Annotated in this window: 15 protein-coding genes; 14 read left to right on the plus strand and 1 reads right to left on the minus strand. The window is 60.5% G+C overall.

Annotated elements, in window-relative coordinates; genetic code table 11:
- Window positions 1-321 precede the first annotated feature (321 nt).
- The 6 genes from paaF to paaK all read left to right on the plus strand — a co-directional run bounded on the left by paaF (window position 322) and on the right by paaK (window position 6,536).
- Window positions 322-1,095 (plus strand): 2,3-dehydroadipyl-CoA hydratase PaaF, encoded by a 774-nt coding sequence (paaF, locus tag ACMDB8_RS18785; RefSeq protein WP_409078889.1) that lies wholly within the window; start codon window positions 322-324, stop codon window positions 1,093-1,095.
- 51 nt (window positions 1,096-1,146) lie between these two features.
- Window positions 1,147-1,938: a 2-(1,2-epoxy-1,2-dihydrophenyl)acetyl-CoA isomerase PaaG gene (paaG, locus tag ACMDB8_RS18790; RefSeq protein ID WP_056722541.1), complete on the plus strand. Its 792-nt coding sequence runs from the start codon at window positions 1,147-1,149 to the stop codon at window positions 1,936-1,938.
- Between the two features lie 3 nt (window positions 1,939-1,941).
- Window positions 1,942-3,459: a 3-hydroxyacyl-CoA dehydrogenase PaaH gene (gene paaH / locus ACMDB8_RS18795; RefSeq protein WP_409078890.1), complete on the plus strand. Its 1,518-nt coding sequence runs from the start codon at window positions 1,942-1,944 to the stop codon at window positions 3,457-3,459.
- On the plus strand, window positions 3,452-3,901 hold the full coding sequence (gene paaI / locus ACMDB8_RS18800; RefSeq protein ID WP_409078891.1) for a hydroxyphenylacetyl-CoA thioesterase PaaI: 450 nt from the start codon (window positions 3,452-3,454) through the stop codon (window positions 3,899-3,901). Before paaH ends, paaI begins: the two co-directional genes overlap by 8 nt.
- Window positions 3,894-5,111: a 3-oxoadipyl-CoA thiolase gene (pcaF, locus tag ACMDB8_RS18805; protein ID WP_409078892.1), complete on the plus strand. Its 1,218-nt coding sequence runs from the start codon at window positions 3,894-3,896 to the stop codon at window positions 5,109-5,111. Before paaI ends, pcaF begins: the two co-directional genes overlap by 8 nt.
- 99 nt (window positions 5,112-5,210) lie before the next feature.
- Window positions 5,211-6,536, plus strand: coding sequence for a phenylacetate--CoA ligase PaaK (paaK, locus tag ACMDB8_RS18810; protein WP_056722547.1), 1,326 nt, complete (start codon window positions 5,211-5,213; stop codon window positions 6,534-6,536).
- A 185-nt stretch (window positions 6,537-6,721) separates the two neighbouring features.
- On the opposite strand, the gene ACMDB8_RS18815 is transcribed toward paaK, so the two are convergent.
- Complete coding sequence (locus ACMDB8_RS18815) at window positions 6,722-7,945, minus strand: MFS transporter (protein ID WP_409078893.1); 1,224 nt, start codon at window positions 7,943-7,945, stop codon at window positions 6,722-6,724.
- 1,500 nt (window positions 7,946-9,445) lie between these two features.
- Here ACMDB8_RS18815 and paaA point away from each other — a divergent pair.
- The 8 genes from paaA (at window position 9,446) to ACMDB8_RS18855 (ending at window position 16,616) form a co-directional block, all read left to right on the plus strand.
- Window positions 9,446-10,435 (plus strand): 1,2-phenylacetyl-CoA epoxidase subunit PaaA, encoded by a 990-nt coding sequence (gene paaA, locus ACMDB8_RS18820; protein WP_056722549.1) that lies wholly within the window; start codon window positions 9,446-9,448, stop codon window positions 10,433-10,435.
- Between the two features lie 132 nt (window positions 10,436-10,567).
- Window positions 10,568-10,849: a 1,2-phenylacetyl-CoA epoxidase subunit PaaB gene (gene paaB, locus ACMDB8_RS18825; RefSeq protein ID WP_007943393.1), complete on the plus strand. Its 282-nt coding sequence runs from the start codon at window positions 10,568-10,570 to the stop codon at window positions 10,847-10,849.
- A gap of 8 nt (window positions 10,850-10,857) precedes the next feature.
- Window positions 10,858-11,619 (plus strand): 1,2-phenylacetyl-CoA epoxidase subunit PaaC, encoded by a 762-nt coding sequence (paaC, locus tag ACMDB8_RS18830; protein ID WP_409078894.1) that lies wholly within the window; start codon window positions 10,858-10,860, stop codon window positions 11,617-11,619.
- Window positions 11,606-12,139, plus strand: coding sequence for a 1,2-phenylacetyl-CoA epoxidase subunit PaaD (gene paaD, locus ACMDB8_RS18835; RefSeq protein WP_056722553.1), 534 nt, complete (start codon window positions 11,606-11,608; stop codon window positions 12,137-12,139). The genes paaC and paaD overlap by 14 nt, the downstream gene beginning before the upstream one ends.
- 34 nt (window positions 12,140-12,173) lie before the next feature.
- Window positions 12,174-13,250 (plus strand): 1,2-phenylacetyl-CoA epoxidase subunit PaaE, encoded by a 1,077-nt coding sequence (paaE, locus tag ACMDB8_RS18840; RefSeq protein WP_223541393.1) that lies wholly within the window; start codon window positions 12,174-12,176, stop codon window positions 13,248-13,250.
- Window positions 13,251-13,376: 126 nt separating this feature from the next.
- The gene (locus ACMDB8_RS18845; RefSeq protein ID WP_046042846.1) at window positions 13,377-13,685 is read left to right on the plus strand and encodes a DUF485 domain-containing protein; all 309 of its coding nucleotides are present in this window, start codon (window positions 13,377-13,379) and stop codon (window positions 13,683-13,685) included.
- Window positions 13,682-15,328, plus strand: a complete 1,647-nt coding sequence (locus tag ACMDB8_RS18850; RefSeq protein ID WP_056722557.1) for a cation acetate symporter — start codon at window positions 13,682-13,684, stop codon at window positions 15,326-15,328. Before ACMDB8_RS18845 ends, ACMDB8_RS18850 begins: the two co-directional genes overlap by 4 nt.
- 34 nt (window positions 15,329-15,362) lie before the next feature.
- A complete protein-coding gene (locus tag ACMDB8_RS18855; RefSeq protein WP_056722559.1) occupies window positions 15,363-16,616 on the plus strand; it encodes an OprD family porin in 1,254 nt (417 codons plus the stop codon).
- Window positions 16,617-16,624 lie beyond the last annotated feature (8 nt).

A 16,624-nucleotide genomic window follows, 5' to 3' on the forward strand; every position in this document is an offset into this window, starting at 1 on the left:
TAATGACTCATCTTGTATCACATCACTTTTAACAGCACAAAGACTAAAAACCGTATCACTTGAAACGCACCTTTCCGACGAATACCCGCGCGCCCCTAAAATCGCCATAAAACCCAATGTTTTCTGGGTAAAACCCGCTATCCACCACCTTTAAGCAGAAAGCCTTAAAATCAAAACCACCACCAATAAGACACATTAAATCTATTTTTGTATTGCATTTACGTATCACGTTATAGCTATACTTGGGCAAAACCGGCCCCCTGCGGCCGATCCAATAACGAGCCGGCACCACGCCGAGCGTGCACCGTGAGAGCATCCGCCATGCCTCTGACCCTTGCCGTCGAATTGATCGAGCCTGGCGTCCGCCTGATTACCCTGCAGCGCCCGCAAGCCCTGAACGCCCTGACCACCGAGTTGCTGGGCGAGCTGGCCGCTGAACTGAACATCGCCCAAGCCGACCCCGACACCCGGGCCGTGGTCCTTACCGGCAGCCGCAAGGCCTTCGCAGCCGGTGCCGACATCAAGGAAATGGCCGAGCGCAACCTGGTCGGCATCCTCGACGACCCGCGCCAGGCTTCGTGGCAAACCATCACCCGCTTCAGCAAACCGCTGATCGCCGCGGTCAACGGCTTCGCCCTCGGTGGTGGCTGCGAACTGGCGATGCACGCCGACATCATCATTGCCGGTGAAGACGCCCGCTTCGGCCAGCCGGAAATCAACCTCGGAATCATGCCCGGCGCCGGTGGCACCCAACGCCTGCTGCGTGCCGTCGGCAAATCCATGGCCATGCAAATGGTGCTGACCGGCGAGCCGATCGACGCCCGCCAGGCCCAGCGCGCCGGCCTGGTCAGCGAAGTCACCCAGCCGGAATTCACCGTCGAGCGCGCCCTGCACATCGCCCGCAGCATTGCGGCCAAGGCACCGTTGGCGGTGCGCCTGGCCAAGGAAGCACTGCTCAAGGCCATGGACACCGACCTGGCCAGCGGTCTGCGTTTCGAGCGCCACGCCTTCACCGTGCTGGCCGGCACCCGCGACCGCGACGAGGGCATTGCAGCCTTCCAGGAAAAACGCAGCCCGACTTACACCGGGCAATAAAGCGGCCACTGACATCCGAATTCGAACGACTGCCAAGAGAACGCCAAGACCATGAACTTCGAACACATCCTGTTTTCCATCGACGCCGGCGTCGCGCTGCTCAGCCTCAATCGGCCGGAACAGCTCAATAGCTTCAACACCCAGATGCACGGCGAAGTGAAGGAAGCGCTCAAGCAAGTGCGGCAGAACCCGGACGTGCGCGTACTGCTGCTGACCGGTGAAGGGCGCGGCTTCTGTGCCGGGCAAGACCTGAGCGACCGCAATGTCGCGCCGGGCAGCGCCGTGCCGGACCTGGGCGAGTCCATCGAGAAGTTCTACAACCCGTTGATCCGCCAGTTGCGCGACCTGCCGCTGCCGGTGATCTGCGCGGTCAACGGTGTGGCGGCCGGGGCTGGCGCCAACATTCCGCTGGCCTGCGATCTGGTACTGGCGGCACGTTCGGCCAGTTTCATCCAGGCGTTCTGCAAGATCGGCCTGATCCCGGACTCCGGCGGCACCTGGACCCTGCCGCGTCTTGTCGGCATGGCTCGGGCCAAGGCTTTGACACTGCTGGGCAATCGCCTTAGCGCCGAACAAGCCGAGCAATGGGGCTTGATCTACCAGTGTGTGGACGACGCCGATTTGCGCGACGAAGCGCTGAAACTGGCCCGCCACCTGGCGACCCAGCCGACCTACGGCCTGGCGCTGATCAAGCGCAGCCTCAACGCCAGCCTGAGCAACAGCTTCGACGAACAGCTTGAGCTGGAAAAAGACCTGCAACGCCTGGCCGGGCGCAGCGAGGACTACCGTGAAGGCGTCGGTGCCTTCATGGAAAAACGCGCCCCAAGTTTCAAGGGGCGCTGAGTCATGAGCGCACTGAACACCAACGCACGCATCGCCGTGATCGGCGCCGGGGCCATGGGTGCCGGTATCGCCCAGGTCGCGGCCCAGGCCGGCCATCCGGTATTGCTGCTGGACAATCGTCCCGGCGCTGCTGCTCAAGCGATCGAAGGCATTGATCGCCAGCTGGGCAAGCGAGTCGAGAACGGCAAGCTGTCGGCCGAGTCGCGCAGCGCAACCGTCGCCCGCCTGCAAGCGGTGGAAGCCATCGAAGTCCTGGCCGATTGCGATCTGATCATCGAAGCCATCGTCGAGAACCTCGAGGTCAAGCGCGCGCTGTTCCGCCAGCTCGAAGGCATCTGTGGCAAGCATTGCATCCTCGCCAGCAACACCTCGTCGCTGTCGATCACCAGCATCGCCGCGCAGCTTGAGCATCCACAACGCCTGCTCGGCCTGCACTTCTTCAACCCGGCACCGGTCATGGCGCTGGTGGAAGTGGTCTGCGGCCTGGCCAGCGATCCGGCGCTCGCCGAGTGCCTGTACGACACCACCAGGGCCTGGGGCAAAAAACCGGTGCACACCCGCTCCACGCCGGGCTTTATCGTCAACCGCGTGGCCCGGCCGTTCTATGCCGAAAGTCTGCGTCTGTTGCAGGAAGGCGCGGCCGATTGCCCGACCCTGGATGCGCTGATGCGCGAAGCCGGTGGTTTTGCCATGGGCGCGTTCGAACTGACGGATTTGATCGGCCACGACGTCAACTACGCCGTGACCTGCTCGGTGTTCGACGCCTATTACCAGGACACGCGCTTCCTGCCGTCGCTGATCCAGAAAGAACTGGTGGACGGCGGGCGCCTGGGACGCAAGAGCGGCCAGGGTTTCTACAGCTACGCCCAAGGCGCGGAGCGCCCGCACGCCACTGAAATCAGCAGCGCTGCAAAGGTCGGGGTTTGTGCCGTGGAAGGCGACCTCGGTATCGTCAAAGGCTTGCTCCCACGCTTGCATGAACAAGGCGTCGAGATCGTCCAGCGCGACGGCCAAGGCTTGCTGCGGGTCGGTGATGCCGTGCTGGCCTTGAGCGACGGGCGCACGGCCTGCCAGCGGGCTCGCGAAGACGGGCTGCGCAACCTGATCCTGCTGGACCTGGCGTTCGATTACGGCAATGCCAAACGCATCGCCATCAGCCATGCGGCAGGCATTGATCCGCAGGCCCTCGAACAAGGCGTTGCCCTGCTGCAACGGGCCGGCCTCAAGGTCAGCCTGCTCAGCGACAGCCCGGCCCTCGCCGTCCTGCGTACCGTGGCGATGCTCGCCAACGAAGCCGCCGACGCCTTGCTGCAAGGCGTGGCCTCGGCCGCCGACATCGATCTGGCCATGCGCGCCGGGGTCAATTATCCGCAAGGGCCACTGGCCTGGGCCGATGCCATTGGCCTGTCGCACATGCTTGAAACGCTGGAAAACCTGCAAGCCAGTTATGGCGAAGAACGCTACCGGCCGTCGCTGCTGCTGCGCCGTCGCGTCGCCGAAGGGAGAACATTCCATGACTAACCATGAATCCATGACCCTGGCCAGTGAATGCGCGCAATCGCTGTTCCAGCGCGACGCCGCCAGCCAGGCCATGGGCATGCGCCTGCTCTCGGCCGGCCCCGGTTGCTCGCGAGTGGGCATGACCGTGCGCGCCGACATGGTCCAGGGCCACGGCACCTGCCACGGCGGCTACCTGTTCGCCCTCGCCGACTCGGCATTCGCCTTCGCCTGCAACAGCTACAACGAAGCCACCGTGGCCATCGGCTGCAGCATCGACTACATCGCTCCGGCGCGCCTGGGCGACACGCTGAACGCCGACTGCATCGAGCAGAGCCGTTCGGGGCGCACCGGCAACTATGACGTGCGCATCGAAAACCAGCAGGGCCAGTTGATCGCCCTGTTCCATGGCAAATCCTACAAAGTGCGCGGCCCGGTGCTGGCGCAGGAGACCCCCAATGAATGACGCCCTGATCATCGACGCCGTCCGGACCCCGATTGGCCGTTACGCCGGTGTCTTGAGCGGCGTGCGCGCCGACGACCTCGGCGCGGTGCCGTTGCGCGAACTGCTGCGCCGCCACCCGCAAGTGGACTGGAACACGGTCGACGACGTGATCTACGGCTGCGCCAACCAGGCCGGCGAAGACAACCGCAACGTCGCGCGCATGTCGGCGTTGCTGGCCGGGTTGCCGGTCAGCGTGCCGGGCACCACCCTCAATCGCCTGTGCGGCTCCGGGCTGGATGCCATCGGCACCGCCGCCCGGGCGATTCGCAGCGGCGAAACCGGGCTGATGCTGGTCGGCGGCGTCGAATCCATGTCCCGCGCGCCGCTGGTGATGGGCAAGGCCGAGCAGGCGTTTTCCCGGTCGGCCGAAATCTTCGACACCACCATCGGCTGGCGCTTCGTCAATCCGCTGATGAAAAAGGCCTACGGCATCGACTCCATGCCGGAAACGGCAGAGAACGTCGCCGAACAGTTCAACATCTCCCGGGCCGATCAGGATGCGTTCGCCCTGCGTAGCCAGCAACGCGCTGCCGCCGCCCAGGCCAACGGACGTCTGGCCAGGGAAATCGTCGCGGTGGAAATCCCACAGCGCAAAGGCCCGGCCAAAGTGGTCGAGCACGACGAACACCCGCGTGGCGACACCACCCTTGAACAGTTGGCCAAACTCGGCACGCCGTTCCGCGAAGGCGGCAGCATCACCGCCGGCAACGCCTCCGGAGTCAACGACGGGGCCTGCGCCCTGCTGCTGGCCAGCCCGGAAGTCGCCAAACGCCACGGCCTGACCGCCCGAGGCCGGGTCGTGGCCATGGCCATGGCCACTGCCGGCGTTGAACCACGGATCATGGGCATCGGCCCGGTGCCGGCCACCCGCAAGGTGCTGGAGGTGGCCAACCTGAGCCTGGCCGACATGGACGTGATCGAACTCAACGAAGCCTTCGCCGCACAAGGCCTGGCGGTGCTGCGCGAGCTGGGCCTGAGCGACACCGATCCACGGGTCAACCCCAACGGCGGCGCCATCGCCCTGGGCCATCCACTGGGCATGAGCGGCGCACGTTTGGTCACTACTGCCCTGCACGAACTGGAAGAACGTAACGGCCGCTACGCCCTGTGCACCATGTGCATCGGTGTAGGCCAGGGGATCGCGCTGATCATCGAGCGTCTATCCCACTAAAGAATCGCGATTCCCAAGGAGCCGAGAGGTATCCTTGGGGCATGCACTCAAAGCCCTTGTGCAAAAGGGCTGGAACACAAAAACAATTCGAGTGAACACATGAACATGCCAATAGCCAAAGCCGTGCTGGATCCTGTGCTGGACCCGCTGGAAACCGCCAGCATCGACGAGTTGCGCCAGCATCAGCTGGAGCGCCTGCGCTGGAGCCTGAACCACGCCTACAACAACGTGCCGCTGTACCGTCAGCGTTTCGATGCGTTGGGCGTGCACCCGGACGACATCAAGTCCCTGGACGACCTGGCGAAATTCCCTTTCACCACCAAGTCCGACCTGCGGGACAACTACCCCTATGGCATGTTTGCCGTGCCGATGCACGACATCGTGCGCCTGCACGCCTCCAGCGGCACCACCGGCAAACCCACCGTGGTCGGCTACACCCAGAATGACATCGACACCTGGGCCAACGTGGTGGCGCGCTCGATCCGCGCTGGCGGTGGCCGACGTGGCGACAAGGTGCACATTTCCTATGGCTACGGCCTGTTCACCGGCGGCCTCGGCGCGCACTACGGCGCCGAACGCCTGGGTTGCACGGTAATTCCGATGTCCGGTGGCCAGACCGAAAAACAGGTGCAACTGATCAAGGATTTCCAGCCGGACATCATCATGGTCACGCCGTCCTACATGCTCAACATCGCCGATGAAATCGAGCGCCAGGGCATCGACCCGCACAAACTGGCCCTGCGCCTGGGCATCTTCGGCGCCGAGCCGTGGACCGCCGAACTGCGCAGCGCCATCGAACAACGCCTGGGCATCACCGCCCTGGACATCTACGGCCTGTCGGAAATCATGGGGCCAGGTGTCGCCATGGAATGCGCGGAAACCAAGGACGGCCCGACCATCTGGGAAGACCACTTCTACCCGGAAATCATCGACCCGGTCACCGGCGAAGTGCTGCCGGACGGGCAGATGGGCGAACTGGTGTTCACCTCCCTGAGCAAAGAAGCCCTGCCGATGATCCGCTACCGCACCCGCGACCTGACGCGCCTGCTGCCGGGCACCGCACGGCCGATGCGACGCATCGACAAGATCACAGGGCGCAGCGATGACATGCTGATCATCCGCGGGGTCAACGTGTTTCCGACGCAGATCGAGGAACAGGTTCTGAAAGTCAAACAACTTGCCGAGTGCTATGAGATCCATCTGTATCGCAATGGCAACCTGGACAGCGTGGATGTGCATGTCGAGCTCAAGGCTGAGCACCAGCACCTGACCGATGAACAGCAGAAGGCTGTTTGCGGGGAGTTGAGCAAGCACATCAAGACGTACATCGGGATCAGTTCGCGGATTGTTTTGCAGCCGTTTCATTCGATCAAGCGGTCGGAGGGCAAGGCTTGCCACGTGCTGGATAAACGTCCTAAAGCATGACTGCTGCACCCTTTATGGCCCCGCTTTTTGCGGGGCTTTTTTTTGCCGGAGGGCTCAACCAAATCCGGACGTTATTGTACGCTTAACGCCCTTCAAACATTCCTTGCCTGTATTTTCCAAGTTGAATTACAACCGCCACATGCCTGACGCGTGGAGAATTCAGGGTTGATTATTTCGAGAGGATATTACTCGCTTGATATACGAATTATCTCGGAAGCATAATTATCGCGATATTTTATATGCAGCAACACACCAAAAAAAATTGCACCAACACCAGAGGCGACAAGTACGCCGGCGATTGAAAGAAGTGTTGAAAGCCAGGCACCAAAAATCGGCCCAGCAATCATAAATATCAACATCAAACTACGAGCGGTTGCGGACACCGTACCTAAATTAGATAAAGGGCAGTACTTTTGAAGGGTTATACCAAACCCTAAAGAAGTCAGCCCATATGCATAACCAGCAATAAAAAAAACCAGTATCAACATTACAAGCGCCGCCAAACCACCCGACTTAGTTATTAACCCTGCCAGGGTTACCATTACACCAAATAAAAGCAGGGAAAGTGTCGAACAGAAAAAAATTCTTTGCGGATAAACCAATTTAAAGGTTAGACCCGCAACAATTCCACCTAGCGCGGTGGAGCTAACAATCACTCCAAACGCGTAGGCTTCCAGCCCAATGTTTTTGATATGTAGACTCAGTAGCGAATCATAACATCCAAGTACGGCAGATTGAACTAAAGCACAGGTAAAAAACAGCTGCGTTGACGGACCAGTACTTAACAATTTTTTTAGAGCCTTTAAACTCCCAAAGGATCGCAGCTCCGATTCGTGTATATTTCTCTGCCGATTATTCAAAGAAAGCAAAATCACACAGAGTATCCCTAAGAGGGAAAATAACGCGGAAATCAAAAAACCATACGCCTTGTCAGAAGTACTAGCAATAACACCCGCAGCTAAAGGTGAGCAGACTTTAATAAACTGATCCATTACTGTGACCAGTGAAATATTACTGACCAGGTCTTTATTCGCTAGCAGTTTTCTCGTCAAAATTATTTCTGCTGCACCAGACCCGAGGTTCGATATCCCCTTAAGGGAGACCAATATTAAGAAAATAGTTTCTGAGCCCGCACCAAATAAAAGGCCGGCAACGATAAACCTGAAGGCGAAGCTTATTAGTAAAAATTTTATAGGACTAGTATGATCTGCTAGCGTCCCAATTAATGGCCCTAAGAACAGTGCTGGCAGCCCATACAATGCGGCGGCGTACCCCAAAGTTTTTGGAGATGCATCATATACAAATGTAAGTACTGTAAAAATTAAAATGAAGTCTATCCAAAGTGTCACAGAACTACTAAATCGCACCCCACACAAGTAACCATATCCGCTCACCTTGGGGAAACTCACTGCTCTACCCCTTTGGTTTGGTACATTACATTACCCACAACGAATCTGGATATATTATTGGTGCTGCAAAACAACTCAAGATCAGAAAAAGCACTTATAAATATTTTTCCCTTGAAGCTTAATTCGGTATTGCGCACAACAATAACCCCTTAGTTTATTTTGGTTAAAGTCGTTTGACTTCATTTGCAAAGCTAATCACCTTGAAACCAATCGTCAACATCTCGAACCGTAGGAAAAATCATGTTTAGTTTCATGAATAGCCTTACATCACACTCCTACTGCCTGTTATTTTCTTAAGATAATCAGATTATTGCAGGCACACTTTTCAACCCCATTCGCCCCGATGCATTCTCAGAAAGTCTTTATCGGTAGTGTTTAGTTACGAAATGCCACTTTTTTGGTGTTTGTATACATATCCGTTTCTCCGATAACGGCCACCTATGGTTCCGCTCTTACAGCGGGTCACTTGGAAAAGCCCCAAGTAACCAAGGGCTCTTGCCCCTTACGTTCGGTGCCTCGCCAAGGCTCGGCATACCCTCGCTCCGGTCCTGCTCCGTGGGCCCGCCGCCATCGGCCATCCATGGCCGGCGGCGGCTAACCCGGCATCCATGCCGGGTTGTCCACTGCGCAGAACCTCCACTCGGTCTCACGAACGGGCGTACACCGCAACAGCGTCCGAGGCGGCCCACCGGCCGGCCTGGTTGTTGGGTGCGTTCGTCTGTGAGGTACCTGGTCGACTAGCAGGCCGTCATCGCGAGCAAGCTCGCTCCCACAGGTATTCAGTACATCTGCAAGGTTTCGGTTGGCTGTCGGGCCGCCTTCGCGAGCAGGCTCGCTCCCACAGTTGGTCCGGGTATGCCTGCGAAAGATTGGTCGGCTGCTAGGCCGCCATCGCAGGCAAGCCAGCTCCCACAGGGATTGGGGACATCTGCAAAAACCAGGTCGGCTGGCAGGCCGCCATCGTCGGAACGCCGCCCGGACCAAGCTCGCTCCCACAGAAGAGCAAAAGCAGAGCAGCTCACACCGCGCCGCTTCTCACCACTCATCAGGCCGAGCGTTAGCTCGCCTGCAGCTCTTGATCTTGATCCACCCGCCCCCTCGGCAGGCTGAGCGGAGGCGTTCATCCGGGGATGGGCGCGCAGCGCCGTTCGGCGCAGCCGAACACATCGAGAGGAGGTCGAGCGAAGCCGACCGGAGGCGATGCCCCCGGATGAATGCCGGAGCGAAGGAACCCCGAGCCTTAGCGAGGGGCCGTACGTTCGGGGCGAGCGTTTTTTTGCTTACTTTTTTTAGGCGCTTGTAAAAAAAGTAAGTCGCCGTAAGGGCGAAACCGCCAGCCGCCGCTACCCAAGAAACGGATATGTACCCCCTCCCAAAGAACCACCCCCCAAAGCGATACAAAAAACAAATACGACACGTCATTTTGTGTTTGATATTAAATTCTGTATCGCTTATAAAGTCCCCCATGCCCCAGAACAGATTCAAGGCGGGAACTCAAAAATGTACGCACAGCTCGTAGAAACAGGCGTCAAGCGCATCAAGGACCTCTCGGAGATGTCCGAACAGGAACGCGCCTTCCAGGAAAAAATCGATTCAGAAATCAAGATCGAAGCCAAGAACTGGATGCCAGATGCCTATCGCCAGACCCTGGTCCGGCAGATTTCCCAGCACGCCCACTCCGAAATCGTCGGCATGCTGCCCGAAGGCAACTGGGTCACCCGCGCGCCGTCGCTCAAACGCAAACTGCAACTGATGGCCAAGATCCAGGACGAAGCCGGCCACGGCCTGTACCTGTACAGCGCCATGGAAACCCTGGGCGCCGACCGCGACGAAGAAGTCGCCAAGCTGCACAGCGGCAAGGCCAAGTACTCGAGCATCTTCAATTACCCGACGCTGAACTGGGCCGACATGGGCGCGGTGGGCTGGCTGGTGGATGGCGCGGCGATCGTCAACCAGGTGGTGCTGCAGCGCACCTCCTACGGCCCGTACTCCCGGGCGATGATCCGCATCTGCAAGGAAGAGAGCTTCCACCAGCGCCAGGGCTACGAAATCCTCCTGACCATGATGCGCCACGGCAACCAGGCGCAAAAAGACATGGTCCAGGACGCGATCAACCGCCTGTGGTGGCCGTCGCTGATGATGTTTGGCCCGAGCGACGAACACTCGCCGAACAGCGCCCAGTCCATGGCCTGGAAAATCAAGCGCCAGAGCAACGACGAACTGCGCCAGCGCTTCATCGACCAGACCATCCCGCAACTGGAGCTGCTGGGCTGCACCTGCCCCGACCCGGACCTGAAATGGAACGCCGAACGCGGTCATTACGACTTCGGCGAAATCCAGTGGAACGAATTCTACGAAGTGCTCAAGGGCAACGGCCCGTGCAACCAGGAACGCGTCGCCACCCGCCGCAAGGCGATTGAAGACGGTGCCTGGGTCCGTGAAGCCGCCGTCGCCCACGCCCGCAAAAAACAAAACAAGAACGCCGCATAAGGCAATCCGCCCCCCTGTAGGAGCTGCCGCAGGCTGCGATCTTTTGATCTTGATCTTCAGCGGTTTCGAAGCCGCCAAAAGATCGCAGCCTGCGGCAGCTCCTACAGAAGCAATCGATGTGGAGTAACTGAAATGTCCGAGTGGACCCTCTTCGAAGTCTTCGTGCGCAGCAAGCACGGCCTCAACCACAAGCACGTCGGCAGCGTACATGCCGCCGACACCACCATGGCCATCGAGAACGCGCGCGAGCTCTACACCCGTCGCAGCGAAGGCGTGAGCCTGTGGGTGGTGCCTTCGGCATTGATCACCGCCTCGTCGCCAGACGAAAAAGACCCGCTGTTCGATCCGTCGGACGACAAGGTCTACCGCCACGCCAGCTTCTACGAGCTGCCGGCCGAAGTCGGGCACATGTGAGGTCGACCATGGACAACAAGACTGATCTGATCGAATACCTGCTGCGCCTCGGCGACAGCACCCTGATCCAGGGCCAGCGCCTGTGCCAATGGTGCGGCAAGGCCCCGGCGCTGGAAGAAGAGCTGGCGCTGATGAACGTCGGCCTCGACCTCGTGGGCCAGGCGCGCAACTGGCTGGAATACGCCGCTGAACTGCTGGACGACGGCCGCGATGCCGATGACCTGGCGTTCCGTCGCGACGAGCGCGCCTATCGCAACCTGCTGCTGGTGGAACAACCCAACGGCGACTTCGCGGTGACCATGCTCAAACAGTTCCTGTATGACGCCTGGCATCTGCCGGTGCTGCAGGGCCTGAGCCAGTCCAGCGACGAACGCATTGCCGGGATCGCCGCCAAGGCGGTGAAGGAAGTGACTTACCACCTGCGCCGCTCCGGCGAGTGGATCGAGCGTATGGGTGACGGCACCGAGGAAAGCCACAAGCGCATGCTCGCGGCCATCCCCGAAGTCTGGCGCTTCACCGTCGAACTGATCGCCTTTGATGCCAGCGAGCAGCACTTGTGCGAAGCCGGCATCACCCCGGACATCGCCAGCGTGGCCGCCCAGTGGCAGGCCAAGGTCGAGCAGATTTTCACCAGCGCTACCCTGCCCGTTCCTGCGGCGCCGAACTACTTCTATCTGAATGCACGCAAGGGCCTGCACACCGAACACCTGGGCATCCTGCTGGCCGAAATGCAGTTCCTGCCACGAGCGTACCCCGATGCAACCTGGTGAGCTGATCGCCAGCGACCTCGGTGCCCGGCCGGCTCAACCGACCGACCTGGCTGCCGCGTGGGCGATTCTGGCAGAGGTCATGGACCCGGAAGTGCCCGTGGTCAGCGTGGTCGACCTGGGCATCGTCCGGGACCTGGACTGGCAGGCCGGCCACCTGCACGTGGTGGTCACGCCGACCTACTCCGGTTGCCCCGCCACCGAAGTGATCGAGAGCGACATCCGCGAAGCGCTGGAACTCGCCGGATTCAAGGCGCCGCAATTGGAGCGCAAGTTGACCCCGGCCTGGACCACCGACTGGATCAGCGCCAGCGGTCGCGAACGCCTGCGCGCCTACGGCATCGCACCGCCCGAGGGCAGCACCAGCAAACGCAGCCTGCTCGGCGAAAGCCCGCAGGTTGTGTGCCCGCAATGCGGCAGCGCCCACACCGAGGTCCTCAGCCAGTTCGGCTCCACCGCCTGCAAGGCGCTGTACCGCTGCGTCGATTGCCGGGAACCGTTCGACTATTTCAAGTGCATCTGAGCGGCGAATCGGCCGTCCCAGCTGGAGAACAACAATGAGCAAATTTCACAGCCTGACCATCAAGGACGTGCGCGCCGAGACCCGTGACGCGGTGTCCATCGCCTTCGAGATTCCGCAGCACTTGCAGGACAGCTTCCACTTCACCCAGGGCCAGCACCTGGTGATGCGCACCCAACTGGACGGCGAAGAAGTACGCCGCTCCTATTCGATCTGCACAGGGGTCAACGACGGTGAACTGCGCATTGCCGTCAAACGTGTCACCGGCGGACGCTTCTCGGCGTTTGCCAACGAACAGCTGAAAGCCGGACACACCCTGGAAGTGATGCCACCGGCCGGGCACTTCTGCGTCGAACTCGACCCGGCACGCCATGGCAATTACCTGGCCGTGGCGGCGGGCAGCGGCATCACGCCGATCCTGTCGATCATCAAGACCACCCTGCAAACCGAGCTCCACAGCCGCGTCACCCTGCTGTACGGCAACCGCTCCAGCTCCGGCGCGCTGTTCCGCGAGCAGCTCGAAGACCTGAAAAACCGCTACCTGCAACGCCTGAACCTGATCTTCGTGTTCAGCCGCGAGCAGCAGGATGTCGACCTGTACAACGGCCGGATCAACGCCGACAAGTGCGAGCAACTGTTCAGCCGCTGGCTCGACGTCAAAGCCCTCGACGCGGCATTCATCTGCGGCCCGCAGGAAATGACCGAGACCGTGCGCGACAGCCTCAAGGCCAAGGGCATGCAACCTGAGCGCATCCATTTCGAACTGTTCGCCGCCGCCGGCAGCGAGCAAAAACGCGCCGCCCGCGAAGCCGCCCGGCAAGTGGATGCGGCGGTCAGCCAGATCACCGTGATCAGCGACGGCCGCGCCCTGGCCTTCGACCTGCCGCGCAACAGCATGAGCATCCTCGAAGCGGGCAACGAGCAAGGTGCGGAGCTGCCCTACTCGTGCAAGGCCGGCGTGTGCTCGACCTGCAAGTGCAAGGTCATCGAAGGCGAAGTGGAAATGGACAGCAACCACGCCCTGGAAGACTACGAAGTGGCCGCCGGCTACGTGCTGTCGTGCCAGGCCTTCCCGATCAGCGACAAGGTGGTGCTGGATTTCGATCAGCTCTGAAAGATCGCAGCCTTCGGCAGCTCCTACAGGGGATGTGCTTGCCCGGATGCCTGTGTAGGAGCTGCCGCAGGCTGCGATCTTTTCAACCGTTTCACCCAAAACAAAAACAACAAAGGAGCGCGCGTCATGACACCCCAGGAAGTAGAACTCATTCGCCAGCACCCGGATTTCATCCAGCTGGTTCGCCGTAAACAGAAGCTGTACTGGTCACTGAGCCTGGCCATGCTGGTGATTTACTACGGCTTCGTGCTGTTGGTGGCTTTCTCCCCTTCTACCCTCGGCCAATCCTTGAGCGGCGGCGTGACCACCGTGGGCATGCTGGTGGGTGTCGTCATCGTCGGGCTGGCCTTTGCGCTGACCGGGTTCTATGTCTATCGCGCCAACAACGTGATCGACCCGCTGAATGAAAAACTCAAGCAGGAGTGCGCCCGATGAACCGCCTTCTCGCGCTGTTCCTGCTGCCGCTGGCGGCTGTCACTGATGTTGCGATGGCCGCCGACGGCGCGTCCCGTCCGCTGAACTGGAACGCCATCGGCATGTTCCTGGTGTTCGTACTGTTCACCCTTGGCGTCACTCGCTGGGCGGCACTTCGCACCCGCTCAACCAGCGACTTTTACACCGCTGGCGGCGGCATGACCGGTTTCCAGAACGGCCTGGCGATTGCCGGCGACATGATCTCGGCAGCCTCGTTCCTCGGCATCTCCGCGATGATGTTCCTCAATGGCTACGATGGTTTGCTCTACGCCCTGGGCGTGCTGGCCGGCTGGCCGATCATCCTGTTCCTGATTGCCGAACGCCTGCGTAACCTGGGCAAGTACACCTTTGCCGACGTGGTTTCCTATCGCCTGGAACAGACCCCGGTGCGCCTGACCTCGGCCTTCGGCACCCTGACCGTGGCCCTGATGTACCTTGTGGCGCAAATGGTCGGCGCCGGCAAGCTGATCGAGTTGCTGTTCGGCATCGACTACCTCTATGCGGTGATGCTGGTCGGCGTGTTGATGGTGTTCTACGTGACCTTCGGCGGCATGCTCGCCACCACCTGGGTGCAGATCATCAAGGCGGTGATGCTGTTGTTCGGCACCAGCTTCATGGCGTTCATGGTGCTCAAGCACTTCGGTTTCAGCACTGAGGCGATGTTTGCCGGTGCCACCGCCGTGCATGCCAAGGGCAACGCGATCATGGCCCCCGGCGGTTTGCTGTCCAACCCGATCGACGCGATTTCCCTGGGGCTGGGCATGATGTTCGGCACCGCCGGCCTGCCGCACATCCTGATGCGCTTCTTCACCGTCAGCGATGCCAGGGAAGCGCGTAAAAGCGTGTTCTACGCCACCGGTTTCATCGGCTACTTCTACTTGCTGCTGATCATCGTCGGCTTCGGCGCCATCGTCATGGTCGGCACCGATCCGGCGTTCCGTGACGCCAGCGGCGCGATCATCGGCGGCGGCAACATGATCGCCGTGCACCTGGCCCAGGCAGTAGGCGGCAACCTGTTCCTCGGCTTCATCTCGGCCGTCGCCTTCGCCACCATCCTGGCGGTGGTTGCCGGGCTGGCGCTGTCCGGCGCCTCGGCCGTGTCCCACGACCTGTATGCCTGCGTGATGCGCAAGGGCCAGGCGAGCGAGCAGCAAGAGATGCGCGTGTCGCGAATCGCCACCCTGTGCATCGGTGTGCTGGCGATCATCCTCGGCCTGCTGTTCGAATCGCAGAACATCGCCTTCCTCTCGGGCCTGGTGCTGGCCATCGCCGCGTCGGTGAATTTCCCGGTGCTGTTCCTCTCGATGTACTGGAAAGGCCTGACCACCCGCGGCGCGGTCCTCGGCAGTCTGTCCGGACTGGTTTCGGCGATTGTGTTGCTGGTGCTGAGCCCCGCGGTGTGGGTCAACGTGATGCATCACGACAAGGCGCTGTTCCCGTACTCCAACCCGGCACTGTTTTCCATGAGCCTGGCGTTCTTCAGTGCATGGCTGTTTTCCGTCACCGACACCTCGCCCCGTGCAGCCCTTGAGCGTGGCCGTTATCTGGCGCAGTTCATCCGCTCGATGACCGGCATCGGTGCCACCGGCGCCAGCAAACACTAAACGACGACCGAACAGTTGGCAGGGAATAAAAATAATGACACCCGCACGTACCACGTCTTACCCATCACTGTTTTCACTGGCCGCCGCATTGACTCTGCCCATGATCGCCCCCAGCGCCATGGCCGACTTCATCGGCGACAGCAAGGCCCGTATTGATATGCGCAACCAATACATCAACCGTGACTTCCGTCAGGACAACGCGCCGCAATCCAAGGCCGAAGAATGGGCCCAGGGATTCACTGCGCGCATTGAGTCCGGGTTCACCGACGGCACCTTCGGTTTCGGTCTCGACGCACTGGGGGAGCTGGGGCTCAAGCTCGACTCCAGTCCCGACCGCCGTGGTACCGGCCTGCTGCCGTTCGGCCCGCAGAGCCATGAGCCCGACGACAATTACAGCGAACTGGGCCTGACCGGCAAATTGCGGGTCTCCAAAAGCGTGTTGAAGCTCGGCACCCTGCAACCCTTGTTGCCAGTGGTGACCTACAACGACACACGCTTGTTGAGCTCGACCTTTGAAGGTGGCTTGCTGACCAGCCAGGAAATCGACGGCCTGACGGTAAATGCCGGACGCCTGACCAAGGCCAACCTGCGCGACTCCTCCAGCAACGATGACATCGGCTACGCCGCCGCCACCAGCGATAGCTTCGACTTCGGCGGCGGCAGCTACGCGTTCAGTCCGCAACTGAACCTGAGCTACTACTACGGCAAGCTCGACCAGATCTATCGCCAGCAATTCGCCGGACTGGTGCATACGCAACCGCTGGGCAACGGCTTCAACCTGCGCAGCGACCTGCGTTATTTCGACAGCCGGGGCGACGGCGCCGAACGGGCCGGGCGCATCGACAACCGCAACTTCAACGGCATGTTCACGCTGTCCCACGGAGCCCACAAGGTCAGTGCCGCCTACCAGCAATTGTCCGGCGACAGCGCCTTTCCGTTCCTCAACGGCGGCGATCCGTACGTGGTCAACCTGGTGACCTTCAACACCTTTACCCGCGCCGACGAGGATTCCTGGCAGCTGCGTTACGACTATGACTTCGCGGCGCAAGGCATTCCCGGCCTGACCTTCATGACCCGCTACACCGACGGCAGCCATGTCAACGCGGGCAGGGTCGACAACGGCAGCGAATGGGAGCGCGACACCGATATCAACTACGTCATCCAGAGCGGTGTGTTCAAGAACGTCAGCCTGCGCTGGCGCAACGTGACCTTCCGTTCCGGCAATGGCTTGACGACCGACCTGGATGAAAACCGGCTGATCGTCGGCTACACCCTGGCGCTTTGGTAATTCCCGAA

This window comes from Pseudomonas monachiensis, from assembly GCF_047345015.1.
Lineage (GTDB): Bacteria > Pseudomonadota > Gammaproteobacteria > Pseudomonadales > Pseudomonadaceae > Aquipseudomonas > Aquipseudomonas monachiensis.